This window comes from Glutamicibacter sp. V16R2B1 (assembly GCF_005774635.1).
Lineage (GTDB): Bacteria > Actinomycetota > Actinomycetes > Actinomycetales > Micrococcaceae > Glutamicibacter > Glutamicibacter creatinolyticus.
Genome location: NZ_VATX01000003.1, coordinates 65024 through 84591 on the forward strand (window position 1 = coordinate 65024; position 19568 = coordinate 84591).

Annotated in this window: 20 protein-coding genes; 3 read left to right on the plus strand and 17 right to left on the minus strand. The window is 64.3% G+C overall.

The features are described from left to right. Nucleotides 1-44: 44 nt before the first annotated feature. The 7 genes from rpsO to FDN03_RS01190 form a co-directional block, all read right to left on the minus strand. On the minus strand, nt 45-314 hold the full coding sequence (rpsO, locus tag FDN03_RS01160) for a 30S ribosomal protein S15 (protein WP_054820746.1): 270 nt from the start codon (nt 312-314) through the stop codon (nt 45-47). Nucleotides 315-422: 108 nt separating this feature from the next. Beyond that, nucleotides 423-1208 carry a class I SAM-dependent methyltransferase gene (locus tag FDN03_RS01165; RefSeq protein WP_138173294.1) on the minus strand — a complete coding sequence of 262 codons (786 nt, stop codon included), beginning with the start codon at nt 1206-1208 and terminating at the stop codon, nt 423-425. Nucleotides 1209-1232: 24 nt separating this feature from the next. After that, the gene (locus FDN03_RS01170; protein WP_138173296.1) at nt 1233-2183 is read right to left on the minus strand and encodes a bifunctional riboflavin kinase/FAD synthetase; all 951 of its coding nucleotides are present in this window, start codon (nt 2181-2183) and stop codon (nt 1233-1235) included. A gap of 59 nt (nt 2184-2242) precedes the next feature. Further along, entirely contained in the window at nt 2243-2716 is a 474-nt protein-coding gene (locus tag FDN03_RS01175; RefSeq protein WP_171021084.1) for a hypothetical protein, read from the minus strand. After that, nucleotides 2713-3090 (minus strand): hypothetical protein, encoded by a 378-nt coding sequence (locus FDN03_RS01180; protein ID WP_246049763.1) that lies wholly within the window; start codon nt 3088-3090, stop codon nt 2713-2715. The genes FDN03_RS01175 and FDN03_RS01180 overlap by 4 nt, the downstream gene beginning before the upstream one ends. Before the next feature lie 76 nt (nt 3091-3166). Then, nucleotides 3167-4090 carry a tRNA pseudouridine(55) synthase TruB gene (gene truB / locus FDN03_RS01185; RefSeq protein ID WP_138173298.1) on the minus strand — a complete coding sequence of 308 codons (924 nt, stop codon included), beginning with the start codon at nt 4088-4090 and terminating at the stop codon, nt 3167-3169. Between the two features lie 22 nt (nt 4091-4112). Next, nucleotides 4113-4640, minus strand: a complete 528-nt coding sequence (locus FDN03_RS01190) for a GNAT family N-acetyltransferase (protein ID WP_138173300.1) — start codon at nt 4638-4640, stop codon at nt 4113-4115. Nucleotides 4641-5019: 379 nt separating this feature from the next. Here FDN03_RS01190 and FDN03_RS01195 point away from each other — a divergent pair, with 379 nt between their 5' ends. Continuing rightward, complete coding sequence (locus tag FDN03_RS01195) at nt 5020-6123, plus strand: ScyD/ScyE family protein (protein WP_138173302.1); 1104 nt, start codon at nt 5020-5022, stop codon at nt 6121-6123. Between the two features lie 138 nt (nt 6124-6261). Here the strand turns inward: FDN03_RS01195 and rbfA are convergent, their stop codons facing one another. The 5 genes from rbfA to rimP all read right to left on the minus strand — a co-directional run bounded on the left by rbfA (nt 6262) and on the right by rimP (nt 11928). After that, a complete protein-coding gene (gene rbfA / locus FDN03_RS01200) occupies nt 6262-6696 on the minus strand; it encodes a 30S ribosome-binding factor RbfA (protein ID WP_138173304.1) in 435 nt (144 codons plus the stop codon). 236 nt (nt 6697-6932) lie between these two features. Further along, nucleotides 6933-9767, minus strand: coding sequence for a translation initiation factor IF-2 (gene infB, locus FDN03_RS01205; protein WP_138173306.1), 2835 nt, complete (start codon nt 9765-9767; stop codon nt 6933-6935). A 165-nt stretch (nt 9768-9932) separates the two neighbouring features. Next, nucleotides 9933-10253: a YlxR family protein gene (locus FDN03_RS01210; protein ID WP_138173308.1), complete on the minus strand. Its 321-nt coding sequence runs from the start codon at nt 10251-10253 to the stop codon at nt 9933-9935. Nucleotides 10254-10375: 122 nt separating this feature from the next. Next, entirely contained in the window at nt 10376-11359 is a 984-nt protein-coding gene (gene nusA / locus FDN03_RS01215; RefSeq protein WP_138173310.1) for a transcription termination factor NusA, read from the minus strand. 2 nt (nt 11360-11361) lie between these two features. Further along, nucleotides 11362-11928, minus strand: coding sequence for a ribosome maturation factor RimP (rimP, locus tag FDN03_RS01220; protein WP_138173312.1), 567 nt, complete (start codon nt 11926-11928; stop codon nt 11362-11364). Between the two features lie 164 nt (nt 11929-12092). Here rimP and FDN03_RS01225 point away from each other — a divergent pair, with 164 nt between their 5' ends. Both FDN03_RS01225 and FDN03_RS01230 read left to right on the plus strand, forming a co-directional pair. Beyond that, entirely contained in the window at nt 12093-13160 is a 1068-nt protein-coding gene (locus FDN03_RS01225; RefSeq protein WP_138173314.1) for a hypothetical protein, read from the plus strand. 595 nt (nt 13161-13755) lie between these two features. Then, nucleotides 13756-14256 carry a hypothetical protein gene (locus FDN03_RS01230; RefSeq protein ID WP_138173317.1) on the plus strand — a complete coding sequence of 167 codons (501 nt, stop codon included), beginning with the start codon at nt 13756-13758 and terminating at the stop codon, nt 14254-14256. A 324-nt stretch (nt 14257-14580) separates the two neighbouring features. Here FDN03_RS01230 and FDN03_RS01235 read toward each other — a convergent pair whose 3' ends face one another. The 5 genes from FDN03_RS01235 to FDN03_RS01255 all read right to left on the minus strand — a co-directional run bounded on the left by FDN03_RS01235 (nt 14581) and on the right by FDN03_RS01255 (nt 19350). Then, nucleotides 14581-15165, minus strand: a complete 585-nt coding sequence (locus tag FDN03_RS01235; RefSeq protein WP_138173319.1) for a DUF3618 domain-containing protein — start codon at nt 15163-15165, stop codon at nt 14581-14583. Beyond that, complete coding sequence (locus FDN03_RS01240; RefSeq protein WP_138173321.1) at nt 15162-15623, minus strand: phage holin family protein; 462 nt, start codon at nt 15621-15623, stop codon at nt 15162-15164. The genes FDN03_RS01235 and FDN03_RS01240 overlap by 4 nt, the downstream gene beginning before the upstream one ends. 9 nt (nt 15624-15632) lie before the next feature. Beyond that, nucleotides 15633-16568: an ATP synthase F0 subunit B gene (locus FDN03_RS01245; protein WP_138173323.1), complete on the minus strand. Its 936-nt coding sequence runs from the start codon at nt 16566-16568 to the stop codon at nt 15633-15635. A 159-nt stretch (nt 16569-16727) separates the two neighbouring features. Continuing rightward, nucleotides 16728-17861, minus strand: coding sequence for a YihY/virulence factor BrkB family protein (locus FDN03_RS01250; RefSeq protein ID WP_138173325.1), 1134 nt, complete (start codon nt 17859-17861; stop codon nt 16728-16730). A gap of 349 nt (nt 17862-18210) precedes the next feature. Then, a complete protein-coding gene (locus tag FDN03_RS01255; RefSeq protein WP_138173327.1) occupies nt 18211-19350 on the minus strand; it encodes a YihY/virulence factor BrkB family protein in 1140 nt (379 codons plus the stop codon). Nucleotides 19351-19568 lie beyond the last annotated feature (218 nt).

The following is a 19568-nucleotide window of genomic DNA, read 5'->3' on the forward strand; positions in this document are numbered from 1 at the left end:
ACTTGCCCACGGCAGCGCCGGGGATTTCAAATTTGCGAGGGGGACTACTTACGCAGACCCAGACGCTCAATCAGCGAGCGGTAGCGCTCGATGTTGGTGTTCTTCAGGTAGCCGAGCATACGACGACGACGACCGACCAGAGCCATCAGGCCACGGCGGGTGTGGTGATCGTGCTTGTGCTGCTTCAGGTGCTCGGTCAGGTCCGAGATCCGGCGCGACATCACAGCGATCTGCACCTCGGGCGAACCGGTGTCGCCTTCGTGGGTGGCGTAAGCCTTGATGATTTCCTGCTTGACTGCGGCATCCAGTGCCATACAAACTCCTAGAGTTGGACCGCGCTTACAAGGTAGTGCTCCGGGGTTTGACTCCCAGTGCGAAGCCTACGCAACCGCGGACTGCAGCGTAGGCCAGCGTTAATGCTATCACCGACCCCGGCGTTTTCGCGCCCTCCAGGCATGGGTGAGATATGGCACGTCGATCCGTTCGGCGGCGTTATGGCCAAGGTGCTCGCACCAGTACCAACACAGGTTGGACTCCACCTTGTTTCTGGTTGCTTCGTTCGCGCGGCGGTAGTAGCTGCGCGAACGGGTCAGCTCAATGACCTCCTGGAGCGTTAGTGCCATGGACCAGTGCCAGATCCCTGATTCAGGGGCCGCGAACTGGGGCCCGAAGGGCGGAATGAGTTCCGGTCGGTGAACGTCCCCGGCATGCATGATCCGGGTCAGCCGGTGCACCCAAGGCACCGAGACATCCAGCTGGTTCCACAGCAACACCAGCCTGCCCTCTTCGCGCAGCAGCCGGGCCGCCTCGGCGCTGGCCTGCTCGGGATCAACCCAGTGCCAGGCTTGGGCGTAGCTGACCACGTCCACGCTGGACTCGGCAAGCCCGGTCTGCTCCCCCGGCGCGAGGACGGTATGCGCACAGGGCAAACGGGAATTGAGAACATCGAGCATGTCCTGGGAAGGATCAACGGCCCACACCTCGACACCCCGCGAGGCCAGCTGTTCGGTAAAGATCCCCGAGCCGCACCCGATGTCGGCCACCTGATCGACCGGCCCCTCCAGGGTGAAGTCCAGTGCGGCCTGCGGGTACGGTGGTCGGATCCGGTCATAGCTCTTGGCGCCATGCTGGTAGGCGGCGGCCATCGCGGCCCGCTTCTGCTCCGGCAGGATGAAGGCGCGCTGCGGCAGCGAGGGAATCTCAGCCATGATCCGTCAAAAGCCCGTGCCCGGCTACGCCTGCTGGGAGAGCACCGAGCGGGCCTGCTCGACGTCTTCGTTCATCTGCTCGATCAGGGCCTCGATGCCGCGGTAGGCGACCATCGGGCGCAGGTGCTTGACGAATTCCACCACGATTTGCTGGCCGTAGAGGTCAAAGTCCCCGAAGTCCTCGGAAGGTCGGTCAATGACGTGGGCCTCGACCACTCGCGAAACGCCGTCGAAGGTCGGGTTGGAGCCCACGGAAATCGCGGCCGGCCAACGCATGTCGGCCTCATCCACGAGCCATCCGGCATAGACGCCGTCGGCCGGGATGATGCCGCTGGCGTCGCTGGAAAGGTTGGCGGTCGGGAAACCCAGTTCGCGTCCGCGCTTGGCGCCGTGAACCACCTCCCCGCGCATCCGGTGGGGGCGGCCCAGGATCTCGGCGGCGCCCTCAACGTTGCCCGCGGAAAGTTCCTCACGCACCCAGGTGGATGACAGGCGGCGCTTGTCCCCCACGTCCTGCACGCCGATGACGTCGAAACCGTACTTTTCGCCCAGCTCGCACATGTACGCGAAGTCCCCGGCATTGTCCTTGCCGAAGCGCACGTCGTGGCCCACCACCACGGCAACGGCACCGAGCTTGTCCACGAACACCTCACGCACAAAGTCCTCGGCGGAGTTCTGCGCGAACTGCAGGGTGTAGTGGATCATCAGGACCGCGTCCAATCCCACGGCATCCAGGGTGTCGATGCGGTCGGCCAGGCCCATGATCAGTTCGGGCGCCGATTCGGGACGGTGCACCAGGGCCGGATGCGGGTCGAAGGTGATCGCGACCGACTTGGCGTCCCGCTGCTTGGCCTGCTGGACCACGCGGTCCAGCACCTGGCAGTGCCCGAGGTGAACCCCGTCAAAGTTGCCAATGGTCACCACCGTGGGACCGACAGCTGCCGGAACCGCTTCAAGACCCTTCCAATAGTGCACGTTGCTCCTTAGGTGTGGTGGAGGGCAGCAAACCTGCCCAAGCAATTCTTACATGTCTGTTAGGCGCGGCGCTCATCGCGGTTGCGGTACAGCCACCACAGGCCCACGAACGGCAGAACCAGCGGGACGTAGCCGTATCCCTTGCCGAAGAAGCTCCACACCGAATCGTGGCCGAAAAGCTCGGGGTGGGTGAAGGACAGGATGCCCACCACCAGCACGCCCACCAGTTCGAAGGACACCGCGTAGAGGGCGGTGAACCAGGCCTTCGGCTTGGAGGAGGCCAGGGTCACGGTGGCCAGGATGTACACCAGCCCGGAAATCAGTGACAGGGTGTAGGCCACCGGGGCCTCGGAGAAGTCCCGGAAGAACATTTGGTACAGCGCCCGGATCGTTGCCGAGAGTGCCAGCACGCCGTACACCGCGATGATGATTCGACCCAGGCCCGTGGATCGTGCCGGCTTGGGCGCGCGCTGCTCGCCCTTGCGTGCCGCTGCGGCGTCGACGATGCGCGAGTTGCGCGCCTTTTCACTCATACCAATGCTCCTGCATCCCAAATCTGTTCCATGCGGAACAACATGACGAAAACTATTAGCCCGTTGGCGGTCAGTACCGCGTTGGCCCAGCGGCTCTTGTCGCTGACGGCCCAGAAGAAGGCAATCGGCGGAATCAGCAGGGCGGTGATCAGATAGCCCCAGAATTCCCAGACTTCCCCGGTGATCGGCTGTCCGCCCAGCTGGCGGATCGCGGCGGAGATGCCATAAACAACCAGGAAGACTTCGGTCAGTGCCGTGGCGATCAACGCGTAGTCATCCGGGTAGGTGCGGATGATGGTGGCGACCAGGCCCAGCAGCACGGCCAGGCCACAAATGATGGCGCCGGCAATAAAGAAGCCGTCAACGATGATCACAGGCCTGTGCCCTTTCGATACTTGTGCAGGTGTCGTGCTTTTCTCCACCGGTGTTCCCCCCACCGGCCGCACAGCGCTATTTGGCGGTGAAGACCAGCTGGGTGCGCGCCTTGGCTCCCTGGTCCTTGAGCAACGCCACGAGGGTGCCGTTCGGGGCGAAGGCCGCCACGATCTCGTCCTTCGTAACGTCCATGACGCTGCTGGAGGCGGCGATCGTGCGCCCGAAGGACAACTCCACGGCCTCATCCACGCTCACGGTCCGGTTCGGGAAGAGTGCTGCGGCCGCCTCGTCCAGGGGCAGCATCTCGAATTCCTCTGCCAGTTCGGCCAGCCGCTTGGTCTGGGAAATATTGTAGGGGCCGACCTCGGTGCGGCGCAGGGCAGTGAGGTGTCCCCCAACGTTCAGGGCCTCCCCCACGTCGCGGGCCAGGGCGCGGATGTAGGTGCCGGAGGAGCAGGATACGATCACGTCCACATCGATGATCTTCCCGCCGTGTTCGCGGCGCACCTGGAGGATGTCGAAGCGGCTGATCGTAACGGGACGGGCCTTCAGCTCCACCTGCTGGCCTTCGCGCACGCGAGCGTAGGAACGCTTGCCGTCCACCTTGATGGCGGAAACCTGGCTGGGCACCTGTTCGATGTCCCCACGCAGCTTGGACACCTCGCGTTCAATGTCTTCCTCCGTGACCGCCGCGGCGATGCGCTCGGAGAGGATCTCGCCTTCGGCGTCATCGGTGACGGTGGACTGCCCCAGACGAATTGTCGCCGTGTAGGTCTTGTCATGGCCCACGATGTAGGTCAGCAGACGAGTCGCCTTGTTCACGCCGACCACCAGGACTCCGGTGGCCATGGGATCCAGGGTGCCGGCGTGGCCTACTTTTCGGGTGCCGGCCAACCGCCTCACACGGGCGACGACATCATGGGAGGTCATTGCTTGGTCCTTGTCGACCAGCACCAGACCTGATGCTTGCGTTTCCTGGGGCTGTCCGGCTTTACTCACGCCCTCCAGTATAGGCGTGGTATCAACTATTTAGCCTGTCCTTATCATCAAGGGTGAGCGGTGACACAGAGTTGGCCAACCGGTGCAGCGCAAAAAGCAGGAGCTTGGACCTGCCGTCAACTGCCGATACTGAATGGAGGCTTCCGGCGGCAAACAGCTGAAAACCGAAACTCTCATGCAGCTTAATCGAGGCCGTGTTGTTCTCGTTCGTGAAGTAGTAGACGACGTCGGCGCGAGGGGCGATCCAGGCAAGGCGTGCCGCTGTCAGCGCCCGGCCCACCCCGTGTCTGCGCCACCGCGGGTCGATGACAATCCCGCCCAGGTAATGCCCTGCCGGCGCGGCACGGTCCGGCTCAGCATGCCAATGGGTCTTGGCAACGCCAATGACAGTATCGTCCTGCGTGGCCACGAGACTGACCCGTGATGCGGTCTTCCGCAGTGCTTCGCGGCCCCAGCCGGCCTGTCCGCTGCGTTGGCACAGCCTCGCCACCCCCGCCTCGTCTTCGGGCCGCGCGCGGCGGATCCGGTACCCTGCAGATGGCTCGCTCATGGTGTCCAGCCTAGGCTCCAACCGTCTGCCGGTGCGGACAGCAGTCCATCCGCTACCCGCTTTCGGCCCATGAAGTACGTGCTTTCCACGGTTGCCATTGACCCGCGCGCACAGCAGTTCATAAAGTCGTGGCTACTCGTGACGGCACATGTCGCCACCGTTGAGCACGGTGTAGCTGGGCACCGAGCGCATCCCGTGTCCACGGTGTCACTCGCAAACGTTCCCCATCGCTCACTGCCTTCAGTTCTTGCTACGAAACGCTCCCTCTCCTCCGCGATCAGCCTGCCACCTTTTCCAGCGATGCCCCGGGAACCATGCGGACCAACTGCAGCTGCTGCGGTCCTTTTTGGAGCGCGGCACCCTTTGACGAGGAATCATCATGAAGCTTCGACACATAGCGGCCGGGGCCGCCGCGTCCGCATTGGCGGTCACGCTCAGCCTTGCCCCCGCCCAGGCCCATCAGCAAGACCACCACCGGCCGCCCACCGGGATCAGCAACGTCAAGACCGTCGCCACCAATCTCGTCGGCCCATTGCGGATCGCTTTTGGAGACCATGGCTCGATTCTTGTTGCGCAGTCCATGTCCGGGCAGCTGACCTCCATCAGCGCCCACGGCAAGAAGCGGACCCTGGTCAACGCTCCGGGCCGGGAAATCGCCGGGGTCTCCTACGCCCGGCACACCGCCTACTATTTCGACAATCCGGTCGGCAGTGACCAGGCACCGCCAAGCCCCAAGGACCCGGCGTTGCTCAAGTCCATTGATCACCGGGGCAAGGTGCGCACCATCGCGGACCTGGCTGCCTTCGAGCGCAAGCACGACCCGGACGGCAAGACCGTGTACGGGGTACGCAAGGTCTCCAAGGCCTGCCTGGCCCAGGCACCGGCACTGCGTTCCAAGGGCGAGGTCTACTCCCACCCCTACTCCAGCGCGCCGATGCGCAGCGGCGTGTACGTTGGGGACGCCGGGGCCAACGCGATCCTGCACGTGGACCGCCGCGGCAAGACCCGGCTGGTCAAGGCCCTGCCAGCCGAGCCCATCAAGATCACCGAGGCCGTGCGCCAGCTGGCCTCGGAGTCCGGAATCCAGATCCCGGACTGCATGCTGGGCCTGACCTACTGGGCCCAGCCGGTACCCACCGACATCACGGTGAAGGGCAACTGGATGTACTACACGGTGCTTCCCGGCGCCCCGGGTGAGTCCCTGGCCACCGGCAAGGTCTACAAGATGAACCTGCACACCAAGAAGACCTACACGGTGGCCAGCGGCCTGAACGCACCGACCGGCGTGGCCGTGGATCACCGTGGCGGGGTGTACGTCTCCGAACTGTTCGGCGGCGGGGTGGCCAAGGTGGTGCGGGGCAAGGCGGTGACCGTGCTGCCGGCGGCAATGTCCGCGGACGTGGAGGTCTCCGGGCACCAGCTGATCGCCAGCACCGATGCACTGGGCACGAAGGGGAAGGTGGTGCGCGCCCGGGTGCGGTAACCACTGCCCCTGCCGCAACCGTGAACAGCGGTTCGGCCACAACAAGGGATCCCCAGGGCGGCAGGCTCGCATTGAGCCCCCACCCTGGGGATCCTTGTGGCATCCGCCGCGGCGGATGAGCGGTTTGATGGTCGAGGACTACTCCTCGTCCTCCTCCGACTCCTTCTTGTACGGGTCCTCGCCGCCGGCGAAGGTCTTGCCTTCACGCAGCGCGGCCAGTTCGGCGTCCTTCTCGCGGGCCTTGGCCAGCAGCTCCTCCAGGTGCGAGGCGCTTTCCGGGATCTCATCGGGCACGAACTCGACGGTCGGGGTCAACCGGATGGTCAGGTTGCGGCCCAGTTCCTTGCGCAGCGCACCGGTCTTCTGCACCAACAGCTCCGCGACCTCGGCCTTCAGTTCGGCCTCCCCGAGCACCGTGTAGTACACGGTGGCGTGCTGCAGGTCGTTGGTGACCCGGGCGTCGGTGACGGTCACGTTGTCGATCCGCTCGTCCTTGATGACATTGCGCAGCGACTGCGCCATGAGCACCTTCACGCGCTGGGCCAGGCGGGCGGCACGGGCTGAGTCAGCCATCTTCTTACTCCTTCACGGTTCAAGCCCCAGCAGCGGTCCCAGGTTGCCCTGGCAGCCCTGCTGCGGCTTCAAGCTTCAGTTTCCCAAGCGGTGGTTCCCCCAGCTTAGGACCGGGCGGCCTGGTTTTGCCAAGCGCCACGGCCCGAGTTGGCTGCGGATTCCCAGCCTGAAAGGCGCGTGGGCGCACACCGGAACGCTGCTCCGGTGCGCGCCCACGCAGATTGCCTGACGCGGTCTTAGTCGCGCGGCTTCTCTCGCATCTCGAAGGTCTCGATGAGGTCGCCTTCCTTGATGTCGTTGAACGAGCCCAGGCCGATACCGCACTCGAAGCCCTCGCGGACCTCGGTGACATCGTCCTTCTCGCGACGCAGCGAATCGATCGACAGGTTCTCGGCGATGACGTTGCCATCACGCACCAGGCGCGCCTTGCTGTTGCGCTTGATGGTGCCCGAACGGATGATCGAACCGGCGATGTTGCCGAACTTCGAGGAGCGGAACACCTGGCGGACTTCCGCGGTGCCCAGTGCGACCTCTTCGTAGATCGGCTTGAGCATGCCCTTCAGGGCGGACTCGATGTCGTCGATCGCGGCGTAGATGACCGAGTAGAAGCGCATGTCCACGCCTTCCTTGTCGGCCATCTCGGTGACGCGCTCGGCCGGGCGGACGTTGAAGCCGATGATGATCGCGTTGTCCACGGTCGCCAGGTTCACGTCGTTCTGGGTGATGGCACCCACGCCACGGTGGATGACGCGCAGCTGCACCTCGTCGCCCACGTCGATCTTCATCAGCGAGTCTTCCAGGGCCTCCACGGCACCGGAGACGTCGCCCTTGAGGATCAGGTTCAGGGTGTCGATCTTGCCCTCGGCCACGGCCTGGTCGAAGTCCTCCAGGGTGATGCGCTTGCGACGCTTGGCCAGCTGGGCGTTGCGCTCGGCAGCCTCACGCTTGTCCGCGATCTGGCGGGCGGTGCGCTCATCCTCGGTGACCAGGAAGCTGTCGCCGGCGCGCGGGACGCTGGACAGGCCCAACACCTGGACCGGACGCGACGGCAGGGCCACGTCCAGGTTCTCACCGTTCTCGTTGAACATGGCACGCACACGTCCGTGCGCGGTGCCGGCCACGATGGTGTCGCCCACGCACAGGGTGCCGGACTGCACCAGGACGGTGGCCACGGCGCCGCGACCCTTGTCCAGGTTCGCTTCGATGGCCACACCGCGGGCGGACTTGTCCGGGTTCGCCTGCAGTTCCAGGCTGGCGTCGGCGCTGAGCAGCAGGGCGTCCAGCAGGTCGTCGATGCCCAGCTTCTGCAGCGCCGAGACCTTCACGAACATGGTCTCGCCGCCGTATTCCTCGGGCACCAGGCCGTACTCGGTGAGCTGGCCCATGACCTTGTCCGGGTTCGCCTCGGGCTTGTCAACCTTGTTGACCGCCACGATGATCGGCACCCCGGCCGACTGGGCGTGGTTCAGCGCCTCCACGGTCTGCGGCATGACGCCGTCGTCCGCGGCCACCACCAGCACGGCCAGGTCGGTGACCTTGGCACCACGGGCACGCATGGCGGTGAACGCCTCGTGGCCCGGGGTGTCGATGAAGGTCATCGGACGTTCGCGGCCCTCGTGCTCGTGCACGATCTGGTACGCACCGATGTGCTGGGTGATGCCGCCGTGCTCGCCCTCGATCACGTTGGACTTGCGGATGGCATCGAGCAAACGGGTCTTACCGTGGTCGACGTGGCCCATGATGGTCACCACCGGGGCACGCTCTTCGAGCATGTCCTCGGTTTCGGCTTCCAGCTCGGCATCCAGGTCCAGCCCGAAGCCTTCGAGCAGTTCGCGGTCCTCGTCCTCCGGGGAGACCACCAGCACCTTGTAGCCCAGCTCCTCGCCGAGCACCTCGAAGGTGGCCTCATCCAGCGACTGGGTCGCGGTGGCCATTTCGCCCAGGTGGAACAGCACGGTGACCAGGGCTGCCGGGTTCGCGCCGATCTTGTCGGCGAAATCGGTGATGGTCGCACCGCGGCGCAGCCGGATCTCGGTCGAACCGTTGCCGCGCGGCACATTCACGCCGCCCAGCGACGGTGCGCTCATCTGCTCCAATTCCTGGCGCTTGGCGCGCTTGGACTTGCGCTGCTTGCCGCGTCCGCCGCCACCGCGGCCGAACGCGCCGCCTACGCCGCCGCGGCCACGCGGGGCACCGGGACGGAAACCGCCGCCACCGCTGCCGCCACCGGGACGACCACGGCCCGGACCGCCGCCACCGGGGCGGCCGCCGCCGGCCGGAGCCGGACGCTCAGTGCGGTTGGGCATGATGCCCGGGGTGGCCTTGGCACCGGTTGGGGTGCGCGGGGCCGAGGGACGCGGGCCGCCCTGGCCAGCTGCCGGGCGCGGTCCGCCCTGGCCGGCCGCCGGACGGGGACCGCCCTGACCTGCCGGACGCTGCGGACGCGGACCACCCTGGCCGCCCTGACCGGGACGCGGGGCGCCACCCGGGCGCGGACCACGGCCGCCACCGGGACGCGGGCCGCCCTCACCGCGCATGCCCTGCTGGGAGGCAAACGGGTTGTTGCCCGGGCGCGGACCACCCGGACGCGGGCCACGACCGCCACCGGGGCGCGGTGCCGGGGCGTCGGTCGAGCGCATGCCCTGCTGGGAAGCGAACGGGTTGTTGCCCGGGCGCGGACCGGCCGGCTTCGGGGCCGGCTTGGGTCCTGGCTTCGGGCCACCGGGGGTCGGGGCAGCAGCAGCCGGCTTGGCCGGTTCGCTGCTGGCCTCCGGGGCCGGCTTCTGGGCCGGCTTCGGTGCGGCACCGGGCTTGGGGGCGCTGCCGCCAGGCTTGGGTGCGTTGGACTTCGGTGCTGCCGGGGCCTTCGGGGCTGCCGGACGGGCAGCGGCGGGCTTGTTGGCAGCGGGGGCCGAACCACCAAAGGCGGCGCGCAGCTTGCGCACGACCGGGGGCTCGACGGTGGAGGAAGCGGAGCGAACGAATTCGCCCATTTCCTGTAATTTATTCAATGCGTCTTTAGAGGTGATTCCGAGCTCTTTGGCGAGCTCGTGAACGCGGAGTTTAGCCACATCTCTCCTGTATCAGTGTGATCGGCCGTCACTCCACACCACAGGGGAAATGGGTTTCGGCAGATCAGTGGATTAGTTCGTCTTGGTCTTCCGCCGCACGGTGGAATACGCGAAACTGATTTGTCATCGTTTGGCGCTCATCGTTGCGGACTCATCGGGTAGCCATCAGATTTCTGACCCGCTTTCCTTATCTCTGCCAGTTCGCTGGCGGGGTGCCAGTCGAGCTTCGTATGCAGCAAAATCCTCCAGCACCGACCCGGCATCCACCTGCGCGCGAAAGGCACGGGCAAATCCCTTGCGGTGTACGGCTTGCTGCACACACTTTGGTGTCGGGTGCGTCCAGGCGCCACGTCCGGGCGCCGGGCTCAGCACGGCCAGCCGCGCCCGCGGTTGCGGGGTGCCAGGGTGCAGTACCCAACGGATGAGCTCATCCATGTTCGTGGTGGTGCGGCATCCCAGACAGGTGCGTTGCTGATGCAGCTTCATGCCCTTGGGACTTCCCACTTCCACTTATTCTTTAAATGAGCCAACTAATAGTCTAGCGCGTTTATGCCCCGGTGCGCGTGTGAGGTAACTATCACGTACCCGACCGGGGCTTCCCGTCGCAGCTAGTAGCGCGGTTCCTTCCCGCCGGAAGCGGCCAGGATGTCAATGCGCCAGCCGGTGAGCTTGGCGGCCAGGCGGGCGTTCTGCCCTTCCTTGCCGATCGCCAGGGACAGCTGCCCGTCCGGCACGATGACGCGGGCGCGGCGTTCGGCCTCGTCTAGGATTTCCACGGAGTTGACCTTCGAGGGCGACAGGGCCGCGGCAATGAACTTGGCCGGGTCCTCGTTGTAGTCCACGATGTCGATCTTCTCGTCGTTCAGCTCGTTCATCACCGCACGCACGCGGGTGCCCATTTCACCGATGCAGGCGCCCTTGGCGTTCACGCCGGCCTCGGTGGCGCGCACCGCAATCTTGGTGCGGTGCCCGGCTTCGCGGGCCAGCGCCTCGATGACCACGACGCCGTCGGCGATTTCCGGGACTTCCATTTCAAAGAGCTGGCGCACCAGGGACGGGTGCGAGCGGGACAGGGTGATGGCCGGTCCCTTGGTGCCGCGCTCCACGGACACCACGAAGGCGCGCAGCCGCTCGCCGTGCTTGTAGCGTTCACCGGGAACCTGCTCCGGCGGGGGCAGCACCGCTTCGACGTCTCCGACGTTGACCTGCACCATGTGGGCGCTGGTGCCCTGCTGGATGGTGCCAGAGATCAGTCCGCCCACGCGCGAGCGGTATTCGCCGACCACCTGGTCATCCTCCGCCTCACGCAGACGCTGCATGATCACCTGGCGGGCGGTGGAGGCGGCGATGCGGCCGAAGCCCAGTGGGGTGTCGTCGAACTCGCCCAGCAGCACACCGTGCTCGTCATAGTCCTCAACCATGATCGCCACGTGCCCGTTGCCGCGCTCGATGACGGCGCGGGCGTTGGGCATGGCGCCCTCGGTCTTGTTGTAGGCCAGCAGCAGGGCCGACTCGATGGTGGTGATCAAGACATCCATGGGGATGTCTCGGGTCTTTTCCAAGGTGCGCAGTGCATCCATATCGATGTCCATGCTCAGGCCTCCGGGTCTTCTACGTCGATGATGTCCAGGTGCTCGTCGGTGCGGTTGAATTCCACATCAACGACGGCTTTGCGAATCTCAGCCAGGGCGAAGGGACGCGGGTCATCCACCTTCTCCTTCATGCCCTTCTTGGCCGGGGCGTGGTGCACGGCAAGCTGCACCTCATCCTCGCCCACCTCACAGATCCGGCCGTGCAGCTTGCTGCCGTCAGTCAGGGTGATGTTGACCATTCGCCCCACGGCGCGCGCCCAATGGCGGGGAACGGTCAACGGACGGGACAGACCCGGGGAGCTGACCTCAAGCTCATAGGGAGCGGCATTGGCGTACACGGAATCGGCGTCCAGTGCCTTGGAGATGGTGTCGGTGACTTCGCCCAGCTGATCGAGGTTGACCGAGTCGGTGCCCTCGGGAAGGTCTACGGTAATCTGCATCAGCTGCTGCTTGCCCGCTGGCCGAAGGGTGATGTCTTCGAGAACCAGCCCGTGGGATTCAACTTCCTTTTGCAGCACGGTCATCAACCGCTTTGCTTCCTGTTCGGTATCGGCCGGCTTGCCGGTCATGGATATCCTCCCACGTTATTCGATGTTGTACATCCAAGCGTAGCGCGAAGGGGGCACGGCTGGATACGAGTTTAGCCCTGCAGGTGAAGGAACTCACGCGGAATTCCGCCGGACCGGCACCAGGGAACCGGCTCCGGAGGAGATCATGGGATGATCAAGGGGATATGAAAGACGCTGCTTCCTCATCTTCCCGCAAAGCCCCCAGCTGGCTGGCACCCCTGCTGGCCGTGGTTTTGGTCCTGGCCCTAATGTGGGCCCTGGGCGTCACCGTGTTCCGCGGGGCACTGGAAGACCGGGGGCTGCCCGAGGAAATTCGCGGATCGAGCAATGAACAGCTGCGCGAATGGGAGTACGGCGCACAGCTGAAGCAGCTGGGCCAGCGGAGCGAAACCCTGGCCGCCCTGGCCAAGGACGCAAAGCAGGAAACGGCGCCAACGCTGCAGGCCCTGCATGACTCACTGTCTCAGGCCAGTGCACTGCTTGGCGAACTGCACTACGAGGACGAGCAGCCGGCCGAGCTGGCGACCAGTTATTCCGCAGAGGCGGCTACGAGCCTGGCCAATGAAGTGCTGCAGGCAGGTCAGAGCGTGCCGGTGAATGAAGCCGAGGATGAGGCTGGCGGCGCGCTGCTGGCCCGCATTGCCTTCGAGGTGAGCCTGGATGCACGCAGCGTGCTGCATGCCGTGCAAGAAGATGACGCACGGCAAGTCCCGGCACCGCTGGGCAGCACAGAGGATGCGGGTGACGCTCCGGCGCAGTCCGAGACCGGGGCGGTGGCATGCCTTACCGACCGGCAATTGTTGGATCAGCAGACCGCACTCCCTGCGGACACCGACCTGGTCGCCCTGCATGCGGCCCGGGCATTGGATCGCGGTTACGCACTGGACTATGTACTGCAGGTGCAGGCCGCCCGTAATGGTGCCAAGCAGGCCGCGACCATCGAGCAGCACCGCCAGCAACTGGCCGAGCACCTACAGGACCTGCGAGCAACCGTTCCCGCAGACTGTCCCGACCTTCGCCTCACGGCCTACGATTTGCCGGACGGCGGCCTGGAGAAATTGCCCTCCCTGGCCAGCTCGCTGCAACAGGAATTCACCACCGAGCTGCTGCTAGCCGTGGGCGCTGCAGAGGACCAGACGCGCCAGGTTCTGGGTGACCTCGTCTGGAACGTCACCACCGAGCAGCAGGACGCTGGGAAGCCAGCTCAGCTCCTGGCACCTGACAAGCAATAGCCCCTCGGTCCATCCCGCGGGCGGGAACGGGTCGTGTCTTGCTCTTGCCCCTTTGCTTCTGCTCGTGCGCAAGGCATGTCGGCTGCCCTGGAACCTCGGCTGCACCCCACCCGGCGGGCAACGCCACGAGGATGCCGCATTAACCCGTTCGCGCGCACCGAGCGGTTGCCCTTCGCACCAGGAACGCGCCATTACATGCATTCAAATACATTAACTTCGTATTTATGCCCCATTTATGCGGCAGTAGAATCAAATAAACTTGCGCGCCAGATACCATTATCCCTAGCAGATAACCCACGGACTGTGGAGTTGGCACAAATACTTTCAGGTAGATTTCAGGATGACTCTATTGATCCTGAGAAACATCTCAGAGATCACCCTCCAAGCTCAGCTTGAACGGACTCCCCCAGAGCCGTTCATTCCATAAAATAGCTAGTCAAGTGGCAAATTACTGACGCAAGAAGCAAGTATGGCGGATTGTTTCACACACCCAGAAGGTGCTCGAGGTTTCCTCAGAAGCGGGTTAGTGTGGAATTGCAGTTCCAGACAGAACACAATTTCAATACCGGTTAATTCGGGTAATGAAAACACCACCATGCAGAACTATGGGGAACACTCGCTCGCTAAGTTGCTTGAAAATGGAGGTAGAAAAATGCCAGGCCGCTTCGTTCGCTCCAAGATCGCCGAGCTCGTCGCTGACGTCATTGGTTCCCGTCAGGGACGAGAACTCCTCGAACAGCATGGATGGGCACAAGGAATGCCCATCGTGATGGCTCAGCCGCACGAGAAACTCGCCGAAGTCATGGCGCTGGTCTCCGTGCACCAGCCACCAGTCTTGGTTGCGACCATGGATAACGAGTCCCGTTTGTGCTTCACCTACGTCGCCCTGGGCGGCGACGCGCTGGAAGTCGTGGACCCGCGGGGTTCAACCGACACCATCAGCGATTTGTACTCCGAGGCACTGGAGACTGATTCCTTCCTGATGTTCCGGATTAATCAGCTCTCCTGCAGTGCAGTGGCACATGCGCTGCCGCCCATGCACGCACCGGACAAGAGCTTCCGCTCATTCGGTCGGTTGGGAACCCCGATGCAGTAACGACAATCGGTAATGCCGCGGAATCAGCATCAACCCGCGCCGCGGCACCGGTAATACCAGTGGCTGTGCTGTTCGCAAGAACGGCGCAGCCACTGTTGTGTGCGGCGTGTTCCCCTCATCCCCGGGAATCCTCCCAGCACCCTCGACACTATTCAGTTTTCACCGTCCGGGTTTCTGGACGAACATCCGTCGCGGAACCATAACGCTTCTGCGCTCTGCCTGAAGCAGTAGCTGCCGGGCAAGGCAACGGTGGCCGATTCCGTACCCGGTTTCGGCCACCGTGCCTGTCGTGCCCCTCGGGCCGTGAGGCGTGAGCGTCAACCGTTAGCGGTTGTCGTTATCGGAAAGGCCTTGGGCCTTGTCCTTGGCCTGCGATTGCAGGTCATCGACTTCACCGCTGGCTTCTTCCTTGACGCTTTCCACTGAGGATTGCGCGGAGTCCTTCAACTCCTCAGCAGCATTCTTGACCGGTTCCTTCATGTCCTCGGCCACCTGCTTCGCGCTCTCGGTCAACTCATGAGTCAGCGGTTCGGCCTTCTCCTTGAGCTTCTGCGCCATTTCCCCTTCTCGGTCGGTGGCGGGCAGAAGCGAGGAGGCCAATAGGCCTGCGCCGAACGCAATCAGCCCGGCGGCCAACGGGTTGCCGCGGGTCTGCTCCACGACCCGTTGTGGGGCCCGGTTCATTCCCTCCTTGGCGCTTTCCATGGCATCGTGGGCCTGGTCGCTGGCTGATTCACCGCTTCCCATCACTGCATCCTTCGCTCGGTGGAACGTTCCCTTGATCTTCTCGCTCTGCCGGTGGGCGATCTGTGACGGGCTAACCCGGTCCACGATCGCGTCCACGTCATCGCTCAGCTCCTGTCGGGTCTGGGCAATGTCCTGCCTGAGTTCTTCGGAATCCCTGCTCATCGCGTTTCCTCCTGAGGTTTGAAAGCCGACGGAATCTTCTTCACGGTTGAGGAGGTCTTGGGCAGCCCCTTGACCTGCTCCATTTTCTTCTTGGCAACCATGGCCAGAATGGCGGCGATGATGGCCCAGACACCGGCCACAATCAGGGCCGACCAGCCGTAGCCGATGAGGGTGGCCAGGCCGAACACTGCGGCCAGGGACAGGAACATCAGCACGAAGTGTGCCGCGATGCCCGCACCGGCGTACATGCCGGCGCCCTTGCCTGCCGAGGCTGCTGACTCCTTCAGCTCGGTCTTGGCCAGTTCCACTTCCTGGCGAACCAGCACCGACACGTTCTGCGTCAGGTCGCTAAACAGTCCGCCCAGGGTGGTCTGCTCCTCCTCGGCCGCGTGTGACCCGCCACCGGCTGGGACCGCGCCGGGCCCCGGCGTTCCGTAGTCATTTGTGTGCTCGCTCATCGCAGCCTCCTACTCGAAGTCCGTCCGCCGTGGGGTCGGCGGGTAGGTGCTTCCCGGTTCCGGCTCCCCCGGAAGGACTCCCGGGGTTCCGGTTTCCGGCATTCCCACGGTCCGCGGCTGGGTGGTGGGCTGCGAGGTTACCTCGGGCGGCACCTGGCCGCGGGTCATGCCCGGCGGCACGTCATCGGTGGACACATCCCGGTACTGGTCCTGGGAGCCCTGGGTGGCGTGCAGCGGCGACGCATCGCGCCGCGAGTCCCGGTCCGAGTCCTTATCCGGACCGCTGGCGTTGCGGGTCAGGCGACCTGCCAGTAGGCCGGCACCCAGTGCCAGCCCCAGGAAGGCGCCTGGGCGGCGGCGGGCAAAGCCCTTGATTTCCTCGACCAGGTCCCCCGGCTCACGCTGCTCCAGCCAATCGGCGACCTTGCCGCTGTGATGCGCGGCCTGATCCACAAGGCTGGACGCGGTGCCCGAGGCCTGCGAGTTGTCCAGCATGTTGCGGAATTCCTCGCTGATGTCACGCAGGTTCGCGGAGATCTTCTGCTGCTGCGCCGAGGCCTGCTCACGAACATCCGAACCCAGCTCATCAAGCAGGTTGCTGGCCTTGTCGCGGGCCTGCTCGGCGACCATCGAGGCCTCCTGCTTGGCACTGTCCATGACATGGGCGGCGGACTGCTTGCCCTCTTGCGCCAGGTCCTTGGCCTCGGAGGCAGCCTCCTGCGCCTTGGACTGGTCGGTGTCGTCGGTGCCGGTTCCCACACCGGTTCCGGTGCCCAAGCCGGTCAGTTCGGTGTCCACCGGCTCGGCGGGTGGAACCGGCTCGCTGAGCGGGGCCCCTTCACCCGGCGGAACGATCGGGTCGTTCACGCCGGCCAGCGGATCTGGCACCTGCGTCGGTGGAATGTTGCGGTTGGGTTCCGGAGTGGTGTAATCGTTGCTGCTCATTGTTGCCCTCCTGTTACTCCATTGCTCGATAGTTCTGTTCTCGGGCACGTATTTCGTTGCCGGTGGCTCCGGCGAGCGCCTTCTTGGTGTCGGTCAGCTCCCTGCTTGGCTGGCAGGGGCCGCGCGAATCGATGCAGCGGGTTCAGGTGCCCGCAGAAGTCAGTCCTCCCTCCTCCGCTTGGTTTCACCTGCCGGGGAGTCATCCCCGGTGTGGTCTTGCGCCGCCAGTTCGCTGTCCTGGCGCAGCTGTTCACCCTGGCGGATGTCCTTTTCAGCCTTCGCCGCCAGCTTGTCGCTGGCCTTGGTTTCCCGCGGCGGCAGCTGGATGGATTCCTCGGCCTCAATTCCGGCCTGCAGTTCCCGTCCACGTTCCATCTCGGCGTCAAAGACTGCGCCGAAAAGCAGGGCGTTGTTGGCGATCCAGATCCACAGCAAGAGCACGATCACGCCACCGATGGCGCCGTAGGTCTTGTTGTAGTTGCTGAAGTTCGATACATAGAAGAAGAAGCCGACGGTGGCGATGGCCAGCACGATCAGCGCGATGGCCGAGCCCATGCTGATCCAGTGGAACTTGGGCTGCTTCACGTTGGGGGTGCCGTAGTACAGGATCGCCACCAGGATCACGGCGAAGATCACGATGACCGGCCACTTGGCGATGTTCCAGACCATGATGCCGGTTTCACCCAGCCCCAGGGCCTGTCCAATGCCCTGCACCAGTGGCCCGGAGACCACCAGCAGCACCGCCATCACTGCTGCGGCGACCAAAAGCACCAGGGTAATCAGCAGCAGGATCGGCTTGAGCTTGTAGAACGGGCGGCCTTCTTGCACGTCATAGATGTGGTTGATGGCCCGACCGAACGCCCCCACGTAGCCGGAGGCACTCCACAGCGCACCGAGCAAACCGGCGGCGAACGCGAATCCCGCCGACGGCGCGTTGGTCAGCTGCTGAATCGGCTGTTCCAGGGTTTGCACCACCTGGTCACTGGCCACCTCACCCAGCAGCTGCAGCATGTTCTGCGTGGTCTTCTCCGCCTGGCCAACCAGGCCCAGCAGCGAAACCATGGCCAGCAGTGCCGGGAACAGCGACAGCATGGTGAAGTAGGTCAGCGCCGCTGCCTGGTCGGTGCACTTCTTGCGTGTGAACTCGCCGATCGAGCGCTTGAACACATACTTCCAGGACCGCGACTTCAGATCGGTCGGCAGGTCCGGTTTCCTGTTGTCGTCAGGGGCCGGGGCGTGCTCGGCCTTATGGGCCGTCTGCGCACTTCTCCCTGCCCGATGGCTTTCCTGCATGCTGCCCACGTTCCACCTCCGCAAGCGTTCGGCGTAGGACCCTTGGTCCACTTGCCGATATTCAAACAGCGGGACCGGGGTGGGGCAACGACGTTGATGGAACCCTCAGATTTCTCCCATCAGTGCACCAACCTTGCTTGCAACCCCAGCCGAGGCGGGTATAGTCAGGCCATTTATTGCCTGATGGTCCGGCTTCCCCGTGGAACAAACTGAACGCGTATCGCCAAAAAGGCTGCCCAGCCCGTGGGACCATAAAAGGAACCGCGAGACCGGACAGTGTTTCTCAACAGCTCTCCGGACCTCGCGGTCCTGGTGGGTCGTAGACACCCATGGTGCCAGAGAAGTGGGTCTAGGTGTCGCGCGGCTTTTCTGCTTCCCGTGCGGCGGCTTCACGCTGTTCCTCAGCTGCCAGTTCGCTGGAGTAGCGCAGCTCCTCCCCCTGGCGGATCACCTTTTCTTCCTTCTCCTCCTTCTTCTGCGCCGCCGAGGTGTCTCGTGGCGGCAGCTGGATGGATTCCTCGGCCTCAATTCCGGCCTGCAGCTCGCGCCCGCGTTCCATCTCCGCGTCAAAGACCGCACCGAAGAGCAGGGCGTTGTTGGCGATCCAGATCCATAGCAGCAGCACGATCACGCCACCGATGGCGCCGTAGGTCTTGTTGTAGTTGCCGAAGTTCGATACGTAGAAGAAGAAGCCGACGGTGGCCAGGGCCAGCACCAATAGGGCGATGCCCGAGCCGACGCTGATCCAGCGGAACTTGGGCTGCTTCACGTTGGGGGTGCCGTAGTACAGGATGGCCACGAGCATCACCGCGAAGATCACGATGACCGGCCACTTGGCGATGTTCCAGACCTGGATGCCGCTTTCCCCCAGTCCCAGTGCCTGGCCAATACCCTGGGCGATGGGTCCGGAGACGACCAGCAGGATTGCCATGAGCGAGGCTGCCACCAGCAGCACCAGGGTAATCAGCAGCAGGATCGGCTTGAGCTTGTAGAACGGGCGGCCTTCTTGCACGTCATAAATCTTGTTCACCGCTCGACCGAAGGCACCCACGTAGCCCGAGGCGCTCCACAGCGCACCGAGCAGACCGGCAACCAACGCGAATCCCGCGGACGGGGCGTTCGTCAACTGCTCGATCGGCTGCTTCAGGGTTTGCACCACCTGGTCGCTGGCCACCTCACCCAGCAGCTGCAGCAGATTCTGCGTGGTCTTCTCCGCCTGGCCCACCACACCGAGCAACGAAACCATCGCCAGCAGCGCCGGGAAGATCGACAGCATCGTGAAGTAGGTCAGGGCTGCGGCCAGGTCCGTGCACTTCTTGCCCGCGAATTCGTTGATCGAGCGTTTGAAGATGTAACGCCAGGAACGCAGCTTCAGCTCCGTGGGAAGCTTGGGCTTTGAGGCGTGATCCGCCGGCGGCGCCTCAGCCGCCTTCTGTACCGTGTCACCCACGCTTCCGGCTTCATGGTTCACTTCCTGGTCTTTGGCCATGTTCCACCCCTGCACAGTCTCGATGAGGACACTTTCCTCGTTGGGGACAGCTGTCCACGTACCGTTATTCAATCAGGCGAAATAGGTTCATTCAACGCAACGGCGGACGAATCGCCAGGGTCAAGACTTCGCGCGCGTTCACCGGCCCCGTGCTTCCGTCCTGCACGGGCCGAAGCAGCGGTGGCGTGAGCAGCCCCGTAACATCGGGGGCCGGCGTC